Genomic DNA, 16,587 nt, shown 5'->3' with positions numbered 1-16,587 from the left:
GTCCCCACCGCACCCCCCGCCCCCGTCACGACACCACCGCCCACACCTCCGGCAGCACCCGGCGCCGAGCCGCCTGCCACAGGTACGAAGCGCCGTCGGACCCCGCCGTCCCCGTCGCGCCGCCGAGGAACCGCTCGGCGAGGACCGCGTGCCGGGCCCGCCACATGGCGAGCGCCTCGTCGAAGTCGATCAGCGCGCCGCGGACCTGCTCGACGACGGCCGGGTCGGCGGGGCCCGCCACGAAGTCGCGGTACGCCTCCTGGACGGACCGCTCCTCCAGGCGGGCGCGCAGCCGTGCCCGGTCGCCCTCGGTGAATCCGTCGGTCTTCAGATAACGCGTGTCGCGCAGCCCGCAGAGGAATTCGACCTCGCGGAACTGCGCGGACTGGAATCCGCTCGCGCTGCCCAGCTCCGTGCGTATCGCGTCGAATGCCGCGGGGGTGAGCGTGGCGAGGCCGTCGAACTGCCGCACCAGCGTGCTCACGATGACGGGGAGCGGCGCGACCCGCCGTGCGGCGAGCCGCCCGTCACCCGCGTCGAGCGCGGCCCGCGCGGCTTCGAGGTGCCGCAGCATCACGGCGAAGAAGATCTCGCACGACTGGTGCGTGGCCAGGAACAGGACGCTGTCCACGTCGTCGTCGTGCACGCGCGCGCTCTGCAGGAGTTCGTCGAGCTGGAGTATCTGCCCATAGGACGGAGCGACGGCTTGGCCGTTCACAGCAGACCCCTTCCTCGCAGACGGAAGGGTCTGCGCTTGCACACGACACACCCCGAATGACCGGCGGTCGCGAATTGGCGTGGAATTGGAGCTGGCGTTGGCGTCGGAGCCGGCGTCGGAGTCGGAGCCGGAGCCGGAGTCGGAGTCGGAGCTGGCGTCGGAGTCGGCATTGGATGGGGAGGCGACGGCACCCGCGTTCACGACGCCTTCCGTGTGACGAGCCTAACCAGCGGAAATTCCCCAGGCAGCCTCATCAAGCGCACACTTAAAAGCGCACCTCACCCCCGAACAACCCGCACGGAAATCAGGACGGCCAGATGCCCCGCACGCCCCGCCCCACCCACCTGGCCCTCGCCCTGACCGCCGTCCTCGCGGTACTGGCGGGCTGCTCCACCACCGACAAGAACACCGCCCCCGACACCGGCCACAGCACCGACCACAGCACCGGCCACGGCACGAACCGGCCCGACGACCGCCGCACCACCACCCCCGGGAAGACCCCCCGCCCGCCCCGCGCCAACACCCCCTTCGACTACCAGCTGGGCGGCCCCTACACACCCCCGGACGGCGTCCGCGCCGTCTCCCGCGACCGCGCCGCGAACCCCGCCCCCGGCCGCTACAACATCTGCTACGTCAACGCCTTCCAGGCCCAGCCGGGCAAGAAGGCCGCCGCCTGGTGGGACGACGAGCACCCCGACCTGATCCTGCGCGACGACGACGGCGACCCGGTGATCGACAAGGACTGGGACGAACCGCTGCTCGACATCTCCACGGCCGCCAAGCGCAAGGAGCTGCTCGGCGTCGTCGGCGACTGGATCGACGGCTGCGCCCGCTCCGGCTTCGACGCGGTCGAGCCGGACAACCTCGACTCCTACGCCCGCTCCGACGACCGGCTCGACCCGGCGGACGCGACGGCGTTCGCCCGGCTCCTCGTCCGCCGGGCGCACGACCGGGGGCTCGCCATCGCGCAGAAGAACACCGCCGAACTCCTCGGCAGGGGCATCGGGTTCGACTTCGCGGTGGTCGAGGAGTGCGGGCAGTACGACGAGTGCGAGCCGTTCTCGTCCGCGTACGACGGGAGGGTCTTCGACATCGAGTACGAGACGAAGGGCTACGACACCGCGTGCCGCCGCTGGGGCAAGGAGCTGTCGATCATCCTGCGCGACCGGGACGTGCTGCCCGCCGGGGAGAAGGGCCACGTGTACAGGCGGTGCTGAGCTGAGTCCCCCGCCCCACCGATCCCCGGCCCCGGCATCTCCCCCGCACCGGCGAGGACGCGCCCCACCGCCCCCGGCGATACTGGCAGCCGCCTCCGCCCGGGAGCCGCCGTATGCCGCACCACGACCCGCACCGCCCGGACCACCTGCACCACCCGCAGCACCCAGACCACCCGCACCACCCCCTCCACACACTGATCCGCACACGCTCACGCGCGCTCAGCCGCCACCCCTACGTCGTGGACGCGGCCCTCGCCGCCCTCGTCCTGCTCGCCGTGTCGTTGCAGTTCGTCTTCCCCGACGAGGGCGACGACCGGCTTTCGACGGTCGGGTTCCTGCTCGGGGCGGGGACGGCCGTGCCGCTGGCCTGGCGGCGCCGGACGCCGATGACGGCCGTGTATCTCGTCAGCGTCTTCACGCCCGCGATGGCGGTGTACCGGCAGCCGCCGCCGGACGTGGCGTACGGCGGGCTCGTCGCGCTGTACACGCTGGCGCTGGCCGGGCGGCCCGTGGAGCGGCGGGTGGTGCTCGCGGTGTGGCTGGTCGCCTCGACGGCGACGATGACGTTCCGGGAGCGGGCGGAGCCATTCGAGTACGCCTTCCACCTGCTCAGTTTCGTCACCGCGTACGGGTTCGGGGTGCTCGCGCGGGTGCAGCGGGCGTACACGGCGGCGCTGGAGGACCGGGCCCGGCGCCTGGAGAGGGAACGGGCCGCCGAGACGGCGCGGGCGGTCGCGCGGGAGCGGGCGCGGATCGCCCGGGACATGCACGACGTGCTGGCGCACGCGGTGAGCCTGATGGTGGTGCAGGCGGAGGCGGGGCCCGTGGTGGTGCGGGCCGATCCGGAGCGGGCGATCACGGCGTTCGACGCGATCAGCGCGTCGGGGCGGGACGCGATGGCGCAGCTGCGGCGGATCCTCGGGCTGCTGCGGGCCGTGGAGGGTGCGGGGACGGGCACGGAGGCGGGGGGACGCGGGCCGCAGCCGACGCTGGGCGAGCTGCCGTCGCTGGTGCGGGACGTCGAACTCGCGGGGATACCGGTCGAGTCGCGGGTGACCGGGGAGCCGGTCGCGCTGCGGTCGGACGTGGAGGTCGCGGCGTACCGGGTGACGCAGGAAGCGCTGACCAACGTGCTCAAGCACGCGGGCCCGGCGCGGGTCGTCCTCGAACTGGCGTGGTCGCCGGGCGAATTGAGGCTCACGGTCACGGACGACGGAGGGCGCGCGACCGTCGACGGAGCCCCTGTCCCGGTGGGCGGGTCGTCCACCGGGGCCAACGGCACGCTCGTCCCGGGGCCGCGCCCGCAGGCCCCGCCGTTCGAGGCAACGCCCGCCGCCGGTGAACACCCGGGCGGCCAGGGCCTCGTGGGGATCGCCGAACGCGCCGCGGCCTGCGGCGGGGCGGCCGAGGCCGGGCCCGTACCGGACGGGGGTTTCCGTGTCGCCGTGCGGCTGCCCACGGCATCCTTGACACATGAGCATCCGCGTAGTGGTGGCCGACGACCAGGAGCTGGTCCGCAGCGGCTTCACGATGATCCTTGACGCGCAGCCCGACATCGAGGTGGTGGCGGAGGCGGGCGACGGCGCCCAGGCGCTGGAGGCGGTGCGCAGGCACACCCCGGACGTGGCCCTCCTGGACATCCGGATGCCCGTGATGGACGGCATCGAGGCGGCGCGCGCGGTGTGCGCGGAGTCCGCCTGCCGGGTGGTCATGCTGACGACGTTCGACGTCGACGCGTACGTGTACGACGCCCTGTACGCGGGCGCGAGCGGCTTCCTGCTCAAGGACGTGCGCCGCGACGACCTGGTGCACGCGGTGCGCGTGGTCGCGGCGGGCGACTCGCTCCTCGCGCCGTCCGTGACGCGGCGCCTGGTCGCGGACTTCGTACGCCGCGGCCATACGACGCGGTCCGTCACGGCGTCGCCCGCGCAGCGCCTCGCCGTGCTCACGGCGCGCGAGGAGGAGACCCTGCGGCTGCTCGCGCGCGGGCTGTCGAACGCGGAGATCGCGGCGGCCTTCGTGGTGAGCGAGCACACCGTGAAGACGCATGTCAGCAATGTGCTCTCGAAGTTGGCGCTGCGCGACCGGGTGCAGGCGGTGATCTGCGCGTACGAGAGCGGTCTGGTCGTACCGGGCGACACCGAGCCGGAACCGGCCGCGCCGGACGACGACGGGGCGCGCTGACCGCGAAGGGCACGGGCACGGACCGGCCGCGAAGAAGCACGTGCGTGCGCGGGCCGCGAAGAAGCACGTGGGTGCGCGGGCCGCGAGGAACACGTGCGTGCGCGGGCCGCGAAGAACACCTGCGTGCGCCGCCCTCCACGCGCACGTCCACGCACCCGGCGGCCGCCCCCTCCCCCGCCCGGGGGAGCCCTCACCCGCGCGGGCGAGGCCCCAAGACCGCTCCGCGCGGCGATCCGTCGCGCCCGTTCCACGGCGAAGGTGTGGGCCAAGGCGTTCGGGGTCGCCCGGCCCCGGACGCCACTCCCAGGGCTCCGGCCCCCACGCCTCCAAGCTCCCGAGGAGCGGTCATGCTCGCCACCCTCGCCCGGACGGCCACGCGCCGCCCCCGCACCGTGCTCTTCATCTGGTTCCTGCTGCTCGCCGTCGGACTCGGCTTCGGTACCCGGGTGTTCGGCGACCTCACCTCGACGGTGGAGGACGTGCCGGGCAGCGAGTCGGTCGTCGCGGACGACCTGCTGTCCCGGCTCGACCCCGACGGCGACGACTTCACCGCGGCAGTCTTCGGCGGCCCGGTCCGCGCCGCCGACGTGCGCGAGGCGGTGACCGCCGCCGTCGCGGACGTCCGGAGGGCGCCCGGGATCGCCCTGGCCTCCGACCCGTACGGGACCGACGGGCTGGTCGCCGCGGACGGCAGGGCGCTGCTCATTCCCGTGACGCTCAAGAGCGGCCTCGACGACGACGCCGAGGAGGACGTGGTCGGCGATGTCGCGGACCGGCTGCGGGAGATCGGCGCGGCGGTGGACGGCCGCGTCGACGTGGCGGTGAGCGGCGATCCGCTGCTCGGGGAGCAGATGGGCGGCCGGGCCCAGGAGGACGTGGCGCGCGCGGAGTTGATCACGCTGCCGGCCGTGCTCGTCGTCCTGCTGCTGATCTTCGGCGGGCTGCGGGCGGCCGGGCTTCCGCTCCTGGTCGCGGTCAGCGGGGTGGCGGGCGCGTTCCTGACGCTGTTCGGGTTCCAGCAGGTCACGGAGATCTCCGTGTACGCGGTGCAGGTGGTCACGATGCTCGGGCTCGGGCTCGCGGTGGACTACGCGCTGCTCCTGGTGATGCGGTTCCGGGAGGAGCGGGCGCGGGAGGACGACGTGGTGACGGCGGTGCGGGCGACGGTCGCGCACGCCGGGCGGACGGTGCTGTTCTCGGGGCTGACGGTGGCCGTGTGCCTGTCGGGGCTCGTGTGGTTCCCGAGCCCGTTCCTGCGCAGCATGGGGCTCGCGGCGGGCGCGGTGGTCGTGGTCGACATGCTGGCGGCGCTGACGCTGCTGCCCGCGCTGCTCACGCTGTTCGGCGGCCGGATGAAGCCGAGCCCGGCGACGTCTCGCAGCGGCGCCTTCTTCGCCCGTCTCGCGCGCTTCTCGCTGCGCCGTCCGCTCGCGGTCGTGACGGCGGTGGTGGCCGGGCTCGTGGTGCTCGCGCTGCCGGTGTTCGGGATGCGGATCGAGATCGGCGACGCGCGCCAACTGCCGCACGACACCGAGGCGCGGCAGCTGTACGACACCGTGCACGCGCACTTCCCCGCGGGCACGGCCACCGACACCGTCGACGTCCTCATCAGGCCGGGCGCCGAACCGGACTGCGAGCGCAGGATCCGCGCGCTGCCGGGCGTGACCCGGGTGGAGAACGGGCGGATGACCGACGGCACGATCCTGCTGCGGCTCACGGCACGCGGCTCGGCGGACGGCCCCGAGGCGACACGTCTGGTGGAGCGGGTACGGGACCTGCGCGGCGCCGAACCCGTCGAGGTCACCGGTGACGCGGCCCGGCTCGTGGACTTCCGCGACATGCTCGCCGACCGGGCCCCGTGGGCCGTACTGACCGTACTCGCGGGGCTGTTCCTGCTGCTCTTCGCCTTCACCGGGTCGTTGCTCAGCCCGCTGCGCACGCTTCTGACGACGCTCCTGAGCCTCGGTGCCGCGCTCGGCGTGGTGGTGTGGGTGTTCCAGGACGGGCACGGCGCGAGCCTGCTCGGCGGCGAGGGGCTCGGGGCGCTCAGCCTGACCGCGCCGCCGCTGATCATCGCGATCGCGTTCGGCCTCGCCATGGACTACGAGCTGTTCATCCTGGCGCGGATGCGCGAGGCGTGGACGTCCGGGCCCGAGGCGGGCGACCACCGGGCGGCGATCGTGGCGGGGCTGCGCAGTTCGGGGCGCGTGGTGAGCTGTGCGGCGCTGCTGCTCGCGATCGTGTTCGGCGGCTTCATGACGGGCGGCTTCTCGCCGATCCTGCAGATCGGGCTCGGCCTGACGCTCGCGGTCCTGATCGACGCGACGGTCGTGCGGATGTTCCTGGTACCGGCGGCGATGGCGCTGCTGGGGCGGCGTGCCTGGTGGGCGCCGCGGGGGCTGCGGCGGCTGCACGAGCGGTACGGGCTCTCCGAGGGGGACGAGCCCGCCGGGAGGTCCGGGGCCGCCGAGGGCACCGGGTCCGCAGAGGGCACCGGATTCGCCGAGTCCACCGAAGGCACCGGATCCGCCGAAGGGCCCGGGGTCGCCGAGGGGGCGGCGCCGGAAGCGCGCTAGGACAGCACCACCACGTCCATGAGCAGCGCCGCGACCAGGCCGGCAGCCAGCAGATAGCTGCCGAGCCTGGTCCGGCCGCGTCTGCTCAGCTCGATGACCAGGCCGCAGAGGATGAGCAGCAGCCCGTAGACGCCCACGACGAGCACGGACGACCGGCTCGCGAGCCGGACGGCGAGCAGTACCGCCGCGGTGGCCATGAGGAGCGAGGCCGCGGCGATGCGCAGCCGCCGGGCCTGGCGCGGGGTGAGCCCGAGGCGTTCCGGTGCCGCCGCGTCGGCGGGCGCTGCGTCGAGGGACGCTTCGTCGAGAGGCGCCTCGTCGGCGGGCAGTTGGTCGGAGGGCGCGCGGTCGGGGACGCTCATGTCCGGCAGCGTAGTCGAGAAGTACACGTCAAAAGGGGCGGGACTCCGGGGCGCGGATGGCCGGGGCTCCGGGGCTCCGGGGTGCTCAGGCCCGCAGGTACGCGAGGACGGCGAGCACGCGGCGGTGGGTGGTGTCGGTGACCGGCAGGTCGAGCTTGGCGAGGATGTTGCCGACGTGCTTGCCCACCGCGGCCTCCGTGACGACGAGTTCGGCGGCGATGGCCGCGTTGGAGCGGCCCTCGGCGACGAGGGCGAGCACTTCGCGCTCGCGCGGGGTCAGCCGCTCCAGCGGGTCGCGTCTGCGCCGCAGCAACTGGCGTACGACTTCGGGGTCCACGACGGTGCCGCCCGCCGCGACCCGCGTGAACGCGTCGACGAACTGCTCGACCTGGCCCACCCGGTCCTTGAGCAGGTAGCCGACGCCGCTGCCGTCCCCGGTGTCGAGCAACTCGGCGGCGTACGACCGCTGGACGTACTGACTGAGGACGAGCACGGGCAGCCCCGGCCGCTCGGCGCGCAGGTCGAGCGCGGCGCGCAGCCCCTCGTCCCGGAAGCCGGGCGGCATCCGTACGTCGGTGACGACGATGTCGGGCGTGTGCGCGGCCACGGCCTCCCGCAGCGCGTCCGCGTCGCCGACCGCCGCGACCACCTCGTGCCCGAACCGGCCGAGCACGCCCACCAGGCCCTCGCGCAGCAGCACGCTGTCCTCGGCGAGGACTACTCGGTGGGCGCGGGGCCGCTCGGTGGGCGCGGGGTGCACGGGATCTCCAGGGTCAGGACGGTGGGGCCACCGGGCGGGCTGGTGACGGTCAGTGTGCCATCGAGGACGGCGAGGCGGTCGGCGAGCCCGGTGAGGCCGGAGCCGCGGGAGGGGTCGGCGCCGCCGGTGCCGTCGTCGCGCACGGTCAGGCGCAGGGCGCCGCGGGTGTGGCGGGCGTGGACGGCGGCGCGGGTGGCGCCGCTGTGCCTGGCGACGTTGGTGAGGGCTTCGCGGACGGCGAAGTAGGCGGCGGACTCGACGGGTTCGGGAAGCCGGGGCAACAGGGTGTCGGTGCCGACTTCGGTACCGGTACCGGTACCGGTGCCCGTGTCCACGTCCACGGGGACGGGCGAGCGGTCGGCGGCGTCCTCGATCGCGGCGGGCAGGCCGTAGTCGGCGAGGACCTGCGGGTGGATGCCGCGGATGAGTTCCCGCAGTTCGGCGAGGACGGCGTCGGCCTCGCCGTGGGCGGTGGCGAGGCGGGCGGCGAGCGGGCTGTCCGGCTCGGCGTCGAGGCGAGCGAGGCCCAGCGTCATGCTGAGGGCGACCAGGCGCTGCTGGGCGCCGTCGTGCAAGTCCCGCTCGACGCGGCGGCGTTCGGCCTCGAAGGCGGTGACGAGGCGGGCCCGGGAGCGGGTCACCTCGGCGAGCAGGGCGCGGGTCTCCGCTTCGCGCGGGGCGAGCAGGAGCCGGGTGAGGGCGGCGCGGGCGGCGGCGTACGCGCCGAGGGGGTACAGCAGGACGGCGAGCAGGACGAGGCCGAGCGCGGCGGTGCCCCAGGCCGTCGGCCAGCTCTCGACCAGCCAGAGCTTGGCCGGTCGTACGCCACCCTCGTCGGGGCCGCCCGCGAGGGCGAGGTGGGCGGGGGCTCCGGCCAGGAGCAGGGGCAGGGCGAGGGTGCAGGCGGCGACCACCAGGTCCAGGGGCCACAGGACGAACGCCATCAGGACGGCGTACGCGAGCTCGCGCCAGGTCGCCTGTTCGCGGGCGCGCAGCCGGAGCCAGGCGGTGAGGCCCGGGGTGTCCGGGGCGCGGTGCGGGCTCGGCGCGGGTGCCGGGTCCACCAGGCGGAGTCTGCGGCGCTCCAGGGCGGCGACGGGCAGCCCCACGAAGGCGAGGGCGGCGAGGAGGGGCAGCCCCACGAGGACCGGGCTGAGGACGATCCCCACGGCGAGGGACGCCACCAGTGCCACCAGCACGGGTACGCCGACGAGCGCCCCGCCCCCCACGTACGCGGCCGCCCGCCACGGTGCGGCCCCCCGCAGGTACCGTCTGCCGCCGTCCCGTAGCTCGGCCCACACACTCTCCCGTCGCATGGCCGCACGGTACCGGCGCCCCGCCGATTCCCCGCCGCTCCGCGGCGAGCCCCCCGACCCGAGCCCACATCCTCACCCTCACCCCTCCCCCAAAACCCCCTCCCTCCCCCTCTCCCGAAACTCCCCCACCACCCCCTCCACATCCCCCACCGTGAACTCCCGATAAGCCCCACCCCGGCAGCCACCCCCACGAGGCCTCCACCACAGATCACCCGTCTCCCCCTCCCCCAGCCCCGCGCAGCGGAACCCCTCCCTGCGCAGAGCCGCACGCGCCACCTTGTGCGTGGCGGTCACGGGCAACCGGGTCAGAACCCGCACGAACCGAGGCGCCATCTTCGTCCCCAAATCCCCCTGCGCCAGCAGAAACTCGGAGAAGGCGAGCGGATCGAAGGACACCCCTTCGCGCAGGGCGAGCGCGGCCATCACCTGGTCCCCGGCGACGGGATCCGGCACGGCGTACACGGCGACGCCCACCACCGGCTCCCACCGCGCGAGGATCGCCTCGATCACCGCCGCCGCGAGGTTCTCGCTGTCGACCCGCAGCCGGTCGTCGGCGCGCCCGGCGAAGTAGAGGTATCCGTCCGCGTCCCGGTAGAAGAGGTCCCCGGTCCAGTACCACCCGTCTCCCCGGACCCGCTCCGCGTCGGCCGCGGCATTGCGCCAGTAGCCCTCGAAGGGGCTGCGCCCCCGGTTGACCAGCTCACCGATCGCCGCGTCCCCGTTGAGCAGCCGCCCGCCGGGCCCGAACTCGGCCGCCGCGCACTCCGTGCCGGTCTCGGGGTCGAGCACGGCGAGGTCGTCCCCGGGCGCGGCCCGCCCGACGGCCCCGTCGGGCGTGCCGGGCGAGCGCTGGATCGCGGCTCCGCCCTCCGACGACCCGTACCCCTCGACGAGCCTCGCCCCGAACCGCTCCTCGAAGCGCCGCGCGTCCACCGCCCCGGCCTCGGTGCCGAAGCCGAGGCGCAGCGGGTGCGCGCGGTCGTCGGCGCGGGCGGGCGTGGCGAGGAGGTACTGCACGGCCCGGCCCACATAGGTGAAGTACGTGGCGCCGAACCGCCGTACGTCCGGCAGGAATCCGGACGCGGAGAACCGCCGTCGCAGCGCGACTCCGGCCCCGGCGGCGAGCGCGGGCGCCCAGTCGGCGATGACGGCGTTGCCGTGGAACATGGGCATGCAGACGTAGTGGACGTCGTCGGGCCGTACGCCGAAGTGCCGGACGAGGGAGTGTCCGGCCGCCGCGAGCCGCCGCTGGCTGCACACGGCCGCCTTGGGGGCGCCGGTCGACCCGGAGGTGAAGTAGAGGAGCAGCCGGGCTGCGGGGGTGGCGGCCGGGGATGGCTCCGGTGCGGCCCCGGCGTAGGGCGCGAGGAGTTCGTCGTACGCGGCCGTGTCCGTGACCAGGATCCGTACGCCGGGCAGGCCGAGCCCGGTGAGCAGCGGCAGGTGGGCCCGCTCGGTGACGAGCACCTGGCAGTCGGTGTGCAGGATGTCGCGGGCGAGTTCGGCGCCGCGCCGGGTCGGGTTGATCCCGGCGACGGCCGCTCCGGCGAGGGCGGCGGCGCTCAGCCACAGCGGGTACTCGGGGGTGTTGTCGAGCAGGACGCCGAGGTGCGGGGCCCGGCGCGCGGACAGGAGGTCCCGCAGCAGCGCGGCCCGCGCCGCCGCGTCGGCGGCCACCTGGTGATGGCTGAGTTCCTGGTCCTCGAAGCGGAGCCCGGGGCGGTGGTCGCCCCACCGCGCGAGGACGAGTTCCGCGACCGTCTCGGGTTCGGACTTCATGGCGGCGCACGATAATTGACGTACCGTCAGAAGTGGAGAGGCGGGACGACTCGGCGCCCCCGGACGGCGGAAGGCCGGGCCGTCCTGCGCACGCCGCCGCGTCCGCGTACGGCGTGCACAGAACTCACCCGTGGGGGGTGGCGGTCCTACCGGGGCAGGTCAGCTCAGAACTGGACGTCCGAGCAGGCGTAGAACGCGTTCCCCGTGTCGTGGACGGTCCACACGGCCACGATCACGTGGTGGCCGCTGCGGCCGCCGGGGATCGTGCCGCTGTGCGACAGGGTCGCGGGCGGCTGCTGACCGCCGTAGGGGACGTTGAGGAACGGCTGGGTGTCGAGCGCCGCCCGCGTCACCGGCTGACCCTCGTTCCAACCCTGCTTGGTGATGTAGTACTTGAAGTCGGTGGTGCGGTGCCGGGCCGTGAACTGCCAGCGGAAGCTGTAGTTCTGACCGGCCGAGACCTTCGTGGTGGGCCAGGCGCCGCCGCCCGGCTTGGTCGCCTTGTCCAGCGAGCTGAAGCCCGCGATGCCGGCGGAGCATATCTTTCCGTCGGCCGGACCGGCCGCCGGGAAGCCCTTGGGGCCCTCGACGCTCTGCGGTTCGTACTGAATGGCGCCACAGCCGGTCACTACGCCCTTCGCGCAGTTGATCTGTCGGCTTGCGGGCAGGTCGGTGTAGCCATGGCTGCTGGCGCCGCCGGTCGAGAGCACGAACGCTCCCACCGTCGCCATCCCGAGCATGGCCGCGGAAATCTTCTTTCGCATGCTGCCGCTCCTGAAGAACGTGGGGGTGTTCCATGAGCCGTGCGCGCGCTAACGGTCGTGCGTCGCCCTTCGAGGCACCGTCGGTTCCCGAGACTGCTGCGTACCTCTGGGGGCGATGTTGGGGAAGTACATGTTCTGCGGTCTAGACCAAGCCTCAGATTATTGCGAGTAGTTGAACATGTCCATACCAATCGTGGAGAGGATCCGGTCGCACCGACCGCGCGAGGCCGCCACGAGTTCACCGTTCGGAACGTCGTTCTCCGCCACCCACGCCCGCGCGGCCTCCTGCCCCCGCCCACCCGCCAACTGCCGCTCCACGAGCCGCTCCTGACGCACGCCGCCGGGCGCGTCGACGTACCAGCACGCCGCCATCAGCTCCCGCGCCGCCCGCCAGCCCGGCAGGTCGCACGCCAGGTAGTTGCCCTCGGTGACCACGAGCCGAGCGCCGGGCGCGACCCGGTGCCGGGCGGCGACGGGCTCGTGCAGGGTGCGGTCGTAATCGGGTACGTAGACGTCGGCGGCGGTGTCGTCGAGGACCCGGTGGAGCAGGGCGACGTACCCGCGCGCGTCGAAGCTCGGCTCCGAGCCCTTGCGGGAGGTCAGGCCGAGCCGCTCCAACTGGACGTTCGACAGGTGGAAGCCGTCGAGCGGCAGATACGCGGCGCCGTCACCCAGCTCGGCGACCAGCGCGCGGGCGAGGGTGGACTTCCCGGCGCCGGGCGGCCCCGCGAGTCCGAGCACGACGCGCGGTCCGCGCTCGGTCAGCTTCCAGGCGTCGGCCGCCAGTGCGGTCAGGCTCGGTGGCGGGCTCGGAGTCGGGTTCGTGGGCTGGCTCATGGGCGGGTTCGTGGGCGGGTTCATGGGCGGGGACGATACGACGGCGCCGGTCGTGGCGGGCGGGCGCCCCGGCGTCGCACCCCCGGGAGGGGCAGGGGTCGGCCGGGCAGGCGCTGTCCCCGCCCGGCGGCCACGCCGTCAGGCGCTGTCGCCGCCCCGCCCCGTGCAGAACGCCACCGTCAGGTCCTTCACCAGCGCCCTGCGCTCGTAGTCGTCGAGCTCGACCAGGCCCCGCGTGGTCAGCCGGGTCACCGTGTCCTCCACGGAGTCCACCACCGACGTGAGCAGGCTGTCGCGGTGCCGGGCGTCGAGCGCGGCGATCCGGTGGCGGTGCATGGCGGCGGCGACCTCCGGCGCGTACTCGATGCGGGTCGGCTGCACCGAGAAGATCTCCACGCCCACCGGCTCCGTCTGCGCGGCGAGCGCCCGCGTGAGCGCCTCGCCGACCGCCTCCGCGTCCCGCAGCGTCGGCGCGTCGTCGTGGAAGGCGTCGGCGGGCAGCTTCGACAGCACCCGCGCGGTGGTCGCCTCCACGCACTCCCGCAGATACTCCTGGTGGTCGGCGACGGCGAGCGTCGCCCGCGCGGTGTCCTTGACCCGCCACACCACGAGCACGACCACGCGCAGGGCCACCCCGGAGCGGTCCACGGCGGCCATCGGCTCGCTGCGCCAGTGCCGAAGGCGTACGTCGACGCGGCGCCGCAGCAGCAGCGGGTTCACCCACAGCAGCCCGGTGCGCCGCACGCTCCCCCGGTACCTGCCGAACAGCGAGAGCACCCACGCCCCGCCGACCCGCCCCCGCGCGAGCCCGCCGAACCCGAAGAGCGCCAGCGCCCCCGACCCGGCGAGAGCGGCCCACTGCCCGACGGAGATCCCGGCCGCACCACCGCCCCGGAGATCCCCGGCCGGCGCCACCAGGTCCACCACCGGCTCCGGCAGCACCCCCGCCCACCACAGCGCGAGCACACACCCGGCCGTGCCGACGCCGCCGCCGAACACCCCGACCGCCCCGGGCAGCACCCGCGCCCGGCGCTCGGTGACCCCGGCGTCGAGCTGGGGCACGCAGGGCGCGGGCGGCACGGCTCCCACGGCCGCCCGCCCCACCTGCCCCACCCGCCCTGCCTGCCTGGCCTGACCTGCCTGCCTCTGCTGTCCCTGCTGTCCCGCCCGGCCCGCATCACCCTCCCGGCCCGCACCACCCGCGCCCTCCGCGCGCCCCGGCCCGCCCGTCCGCCCGGACCCGGCACGCCCGGACCCGCCCGCGCCCCGCGTCCCGCCCGAGAGCACCGCCCCGCGCCGCACCACCGCGGGTCCGAGCGGTACGCCCGGTGTGCCCGACGCCGCCGCCATGTCCTGGGGGTCGTCGCGGAAGAGCAGGTGGACGGGGATCTCCGTGGTGGCCTCGCTGTGGATCAGGCGCGGCGAGCGGCCGGCCGGTCCTGAGCCCTCGCCGGATTCCGGCGGCCGCTGTGTCGTCGTACTCATCCGTGCCTCCGTCATGAGTTCCGTACCGCGCGCGTGCTCCTCATGCGAAGAGCCGCCGCCACGTCTCCGGCCCCGGCATCCCGTCGGCCGCCCCGCCCCGCCACCCCTGCGCCCGCTGGAACGCCTCGACCGCCCGCCGGTCCGCCTCGCCCCAGCGCGGCCCGGGACCGCGCGCGTAGTACTTCCCGAACCCCGCGCGCACGAGCTGCCTGCCGAGCCGGGTCACGTGGTCGTTGGACTGGCCGGGCCGGAAGTACGCCTTGCCCGGGAAGGCGGGCGCGGCCGGGGCCCCCGGGGCACCGGGGCTGCCCTGGACGGCGGGGATGTCCTTGCCCTTGCCGCCCACCAGGTACGCCCAGGTGGTCGGGCCCGGCAGGCCGTCCGCGTCGGCGCCGGTCCAGCCCTGCGCCCGCTGGAAGGCCCGGGTCGCCGCCCGGTCGGCCTCGCTCCAGCGCGGCCCTGGTCCGGTGCGGTAGAAACGGGCGCCGCCGCGTGCCACCAGCATCTCGCCGAGCCGGGTGACGTGGTCGTTGGCGGCGCCGGGCCCGAAGTACCCGGCCCCGGGGAAGCGCGCCGACGCCGGTCCCGAGCCCGCCTGCCCGGTCGGCCGCAGCCCGTTGTAGCGGTACGCCAGATAGCGGTCGCCGTTGTTCCAGTACCCGTACGGGGTGGCCTGCCTGCGGGCGTGCGGGCGGGCCTGTTCGTAGGCGAGGTAATAGCCGCGGGTGTAGTCGGTCCAGCCGCCGAAAATGGTCACGTGCGAACCTCTCTCCGGGTTCGCCGGATTATGGAAGAGGAGAATGTCGCCGGGCTTCAGTTCTTCCTTGGAGATGCGGGTCGCATAACGGTCCAGGCTGCCCGTCCATTCGTTTCCGCCGAGATTCCAGGCCATCGAGACAAAGCCCGAGCAGTCCTGCCGGTAACCGTCGGCCGAGTACTTCTGCATGCTGTACGGCACCTTCGCGGCGACCCACCGCTTGGCCCGGGTGATGATCTCGGCGCGGCTGGTCGTGCGGGCCGCGGCGCTCTTGCCCGGCGCTCCGTGCAGGGCGCTCGGGCCGCGCTGGGGGGTGTCGGGGCCGTCCGCTCCCGGCAGGCCCGCGGGGGCTCCGGCCGGGGTGGTGCGGGGCAGCCCGCCCGGTTGCGCGGGGCGCTCCCCCGCTCCTCCCACCTGTCCTGCGACCTGCTCGGACGCCACCGCGGGCAGGGTGTGGGCGGAGCCGAGGACGGAGCCCGCGGCGGCCGCGAGGACGAGGGCGCGGCGGGCGCCGTGGGCGGCCGGGTGGCCGCCGAGCCGCAGCGGCAGGGCGTGGGCTCCGGAACGCCGCCAGTGCACGCAGCCCGGGCAGTCGCAGTCGTTCGCGGGCTCGAATTCCTCGAATACGGGAGCAGCCTCCATGCGATTCCCCTCACACTCCGGCGCATTCCCGACGACGTCGGGGAACGGGCCCGGGAAAGTCTCTCCGCGCGTCTGCACATGCGTCAGCTTCTCAACTGTCCGGGGATGGCGCATGTTGACGGTCCGAATGATGCAGCGCACCACTCCCGCCCTCCGCCACGAACACCCCGGCCTCCCCCGGTGGGGGCCGGGCGCCCCCCGGGGTGGTCAGAAGCACCCCTCACCATCCGGTAGAGTTCTCCAGGTCAGCAGGCGCCGCTAGCTCAGTTGGTTAGAGCAGCTGACTCTTAATCAGCGGGTCCGGGGTTCGAGTCCCTGGCGGCGCACAGACAGCGAAAGGCCCTCCGTTCCGACGGAGGGCCTTTTCGTACTGTTCACGCGACCGTCCGATGCCCCCGGCGCCCCCGCGCACCCCTGGGACCCGTCCGGTGCGACCGCTACGGTTGCGCCATGCCACGCGACCTCCAGGAGCGGATCAAGAAGCTCATCATCGACCAGCGGCTGCCCTCGGGGGCCGTGCTGCCGACCGAGCCGGAGCTGATGGAGCGGCTCGGCGCCAGCAGGAACTCGGTGCGCGAGGCGCTGAAGGCGCTCCAGGCGATGGGCATCGTCGAGATCCGGCACGGCTTCGGCACCTACGTCGGACCGATGTCGGTGGCCCCGATGATCGAGGGCCTGACGTTCCGCACGGTCGCGGGCCACTACCGGGGCGAGGACAGCCTGCTCCAGCTCCTCGAACTGCGCGAGGCCGTGGAGACCGGCCTGATCGCCCGCCTCGCCGGGTCCATACCCCCCGCCGACCTCGCGGACCTCGACGCCCTGGTGGACCGCATGGACGCCGAGGCCGCGGGCCCGGACGGCGCCGTGCGCGCCGAGACCGACCGCGCCTTCCACGCCGCGCTCTACAGGTGCCTGGGAAACCGCCTGCTCAGCGAGGTCCTGGAGGCGTTCTGGGACGCTTTCCACCGGGTTCGTACGGACCTGGTGGACATTCCCCAGGACCCCAAGGTCACCTGCCGCCAGCACCGGGAGATCCTGGACGCGGTGCGCTCCTCGGACGTGCTCCGCGCCGAGCGGGCGATACGGGAACACTTCGGTAACATTCGCACCCGGCTGAGCGCACCTGCCTCAACAGCCGTCCCTCACCCCAGTTATGACCGGTAAACTGCTTGTTTCGCTCTTGCGATCAT

Annotated in this window: 14 protein-coding genes and 1 tRNA gene; 6 read left to right on the top strand and 9 right to left on the bottom strand. The window is 74.2% G+C overall.

From position 1 onward, the window contains the following. Positions 1-25: 25 nt before the first annotated feature. Positions 26-718, bottom strand: a complete 693-nt coding sequence (locus ACZ6AA_RS17050; protein WP_468449913.1) for a tryptophan 2,3-dioxygenase family protein — start codon at positions 716-718, stop codon at positions 26-28. A 317-nt stretch (positions 719-1,035) separates the two neighbouring features. Between ACZ6AA_RS17050 and ACZ6AA_RS17045 the strand changes: the two genes are divergently transcribed. From ACZ6AA_RS17045 to ACZ6AA_RS17030, 4 genes are all read left to right on the top strand, one after another. Beyond that, entirely contained in the window at positions 1,036-1,935 is a 900-nt protein-coding gene (locus ACZ6AA_RS17045; RefSeq protein WP_468483257.1) for an endo alpha-1,4 polygalactosaminidase, read from the top strand. A gap of 113 nt (positions 1,936-2,048) precedes the next feature. Next, positions 2,049-3,476 (top strand): sensor histidine kinase, encoded by a 1,428-nt coding sequence (locus ACZ6AA_RS17040; protein ID WP_471458664.1) that lies wholly within the window; start codon positions 2,049-2,051, stop codon positions 3,474-3,476. Further along, entirely contained in the window at positions 3,409-4,119 is a 711-nt protein-coding gene (locus ACZ6AA_RS17035; RefSeq protein ID WP_471458662.1) for a response regulator, read from the top strand. Before ACZ6AA_RS17040 ends, ACZ6AA_RS17035 begins: the two co-directional genes overlap by 68 nt. A 347-nt stretch (positions 4,120-4,466) precedes the next feature. Continuing rightward, positions 4,467-6,695, top strand: a complete 2,229-nt coding sequence (locus tag ACZ6AA_RS17030) for an MMPL family transporter (protein ID WP_471458660.1) — start codon at positions 4,467-4,469, stop codon at positions 6,693-6,695. On the opposite strand, the gene ACZ6AA_RS17025 is transcribed toward ACZ6AA_RS17030, so the two are convergent. The 8 genes from ACZ6AA_RS17025 to ACZ6AA_RS16990 form a co-directional block, all read right to left on the bottom strand. Then, the gene (locus tag ACZ6AA_RS17025; RefSeq protein ID WP_468449918.1) at positions 6,692-7,057 is read right to left on the bottom strand and encodes a hypothetical protein; all 366 of its coding nucleotides are present in this window, start codon (positions 7,055-7,057) and stop codon (positions 6,692-6,694) included. The genes ACZ6AA_RS17030 and ACZ6AA_RS17025 overlap by 4 nt on opposite strands. Positions 7,058-7,142: 85 nt before the next feature. Continuing rightward, positions 7,143-7,817, bottom strand: coding sequence for a response regulator (locus tag ACZ6AA_RS17020; RefSeq protein ID WP_468449919.1), 675 nt, complete (start codon positions 7,815-7,817; stop codon positions 7,143-7,145). Further along, complete coding sequence (locus ACZ6AA_RS17015; RefSeq protein ID WP_471458658.1) at positions 7,775-9,133, bottom strand: sensor histidine kinase; 1,359 nt, start codon at positions 9,131-9,133, stop codon at positions 7,775-7,777. The genes ACZ6AA_RS17020 and ACZ6AA_RS17015 overlap by 43 nt, the downstream gene beginning before the upstream one ends. Positions 9,134-9,211: 78 nt before the next feature. After that, a complete protein-coding gene (locus ACZ6AA_RS17010; RefSeq protein ID WP_471458656.1) occupies positions 9,212-10,912 on the bottom strand; it encodes an AMP-binding protein in 1,701 nt (566 codons plus the stop codon). Between the two features lie 164 nt (positions 10,913-11,076). Next, a complete protein-coding gene (locus ACZ6AA_RS17005; RefSeq protein ID WP_030358267.1) occupies positions 11,077-11,676 on the bottom strand; it encodes a lytic polysaccharide monooxygenase auxiliary activity family 9 protein in 600 nt (199 codons plus the stop codon). 159 nt (positions 11,677-11,835) lie between these two features. Next, the gene (locus tag ACZ6AA_RS17000) at positions 11,836-12,513 is read right to left on the bottom strand and encodes a nucleoside/nucleotide kinase family protein (protein ID WP_471458654.1); all 678 of its coding nucleotides are present in this window, start codon (positions 12,511-12,513) and stop codon (positions 11,836-11,838) included. Positions 12,514-12,651: 138 nt separating this feature from the next. Then, positions 12,652-13,998 (bottom strand): SPFH domain-containing protein, encoded by a 1,347-nt coding sequence (locus ACZ6AA_RS16995; protein ID WP_468449923.1) that lies wholly within the window; start codon positions 13,996-13,998, stop codon positions 12,652-12,654. A 40-nt stretch (positions 13,999-14,038) separates the two neighbouring features. After that, positions 14,039-15,397: a peptidoglycan-binding protein gene (locus ACZ6AA_RS16990; protein WP_468449924.1), complete on the bottom strand. Its 1,359-nt coding sequence runs from the start codon at positions 15,395-15,397 to the stop codon at positions 14,039-14,041. Between the two features lie 252 nt (positions 15,398-15,649). Here ACZ6AA_RS16990 and ACZ6AA_RS16985 point away from each other — a divergent pair. Beyond that, positions 15,650-15,723 (top strand) — tRNA-Lys (locus ACZ6AA_RS16985). A gap of 124 nt (positions 15,724-15,847) precedes the next feature. Continuing rightward, on the top strand, positions 15,848-16,561 hold the full coding sequence (locus tag ACZ6AA_RS16980) for a FadR/GntR family transcriptional regulator (RefSeq protein ID WP_468449925.1): 714 nt from the start codon (positions 15,848-15,850) through the stop codon (positions 16,559-16,561). Positions 16,562-16,587 lie beyond the last annotated feature (26 nt).

This window comes from Streptomyces sp. NPDC040610 (assembly GCF_055594065.1).
This window is presented reverse-complemented; position numbering and strand designations above follow the sequence as displayed.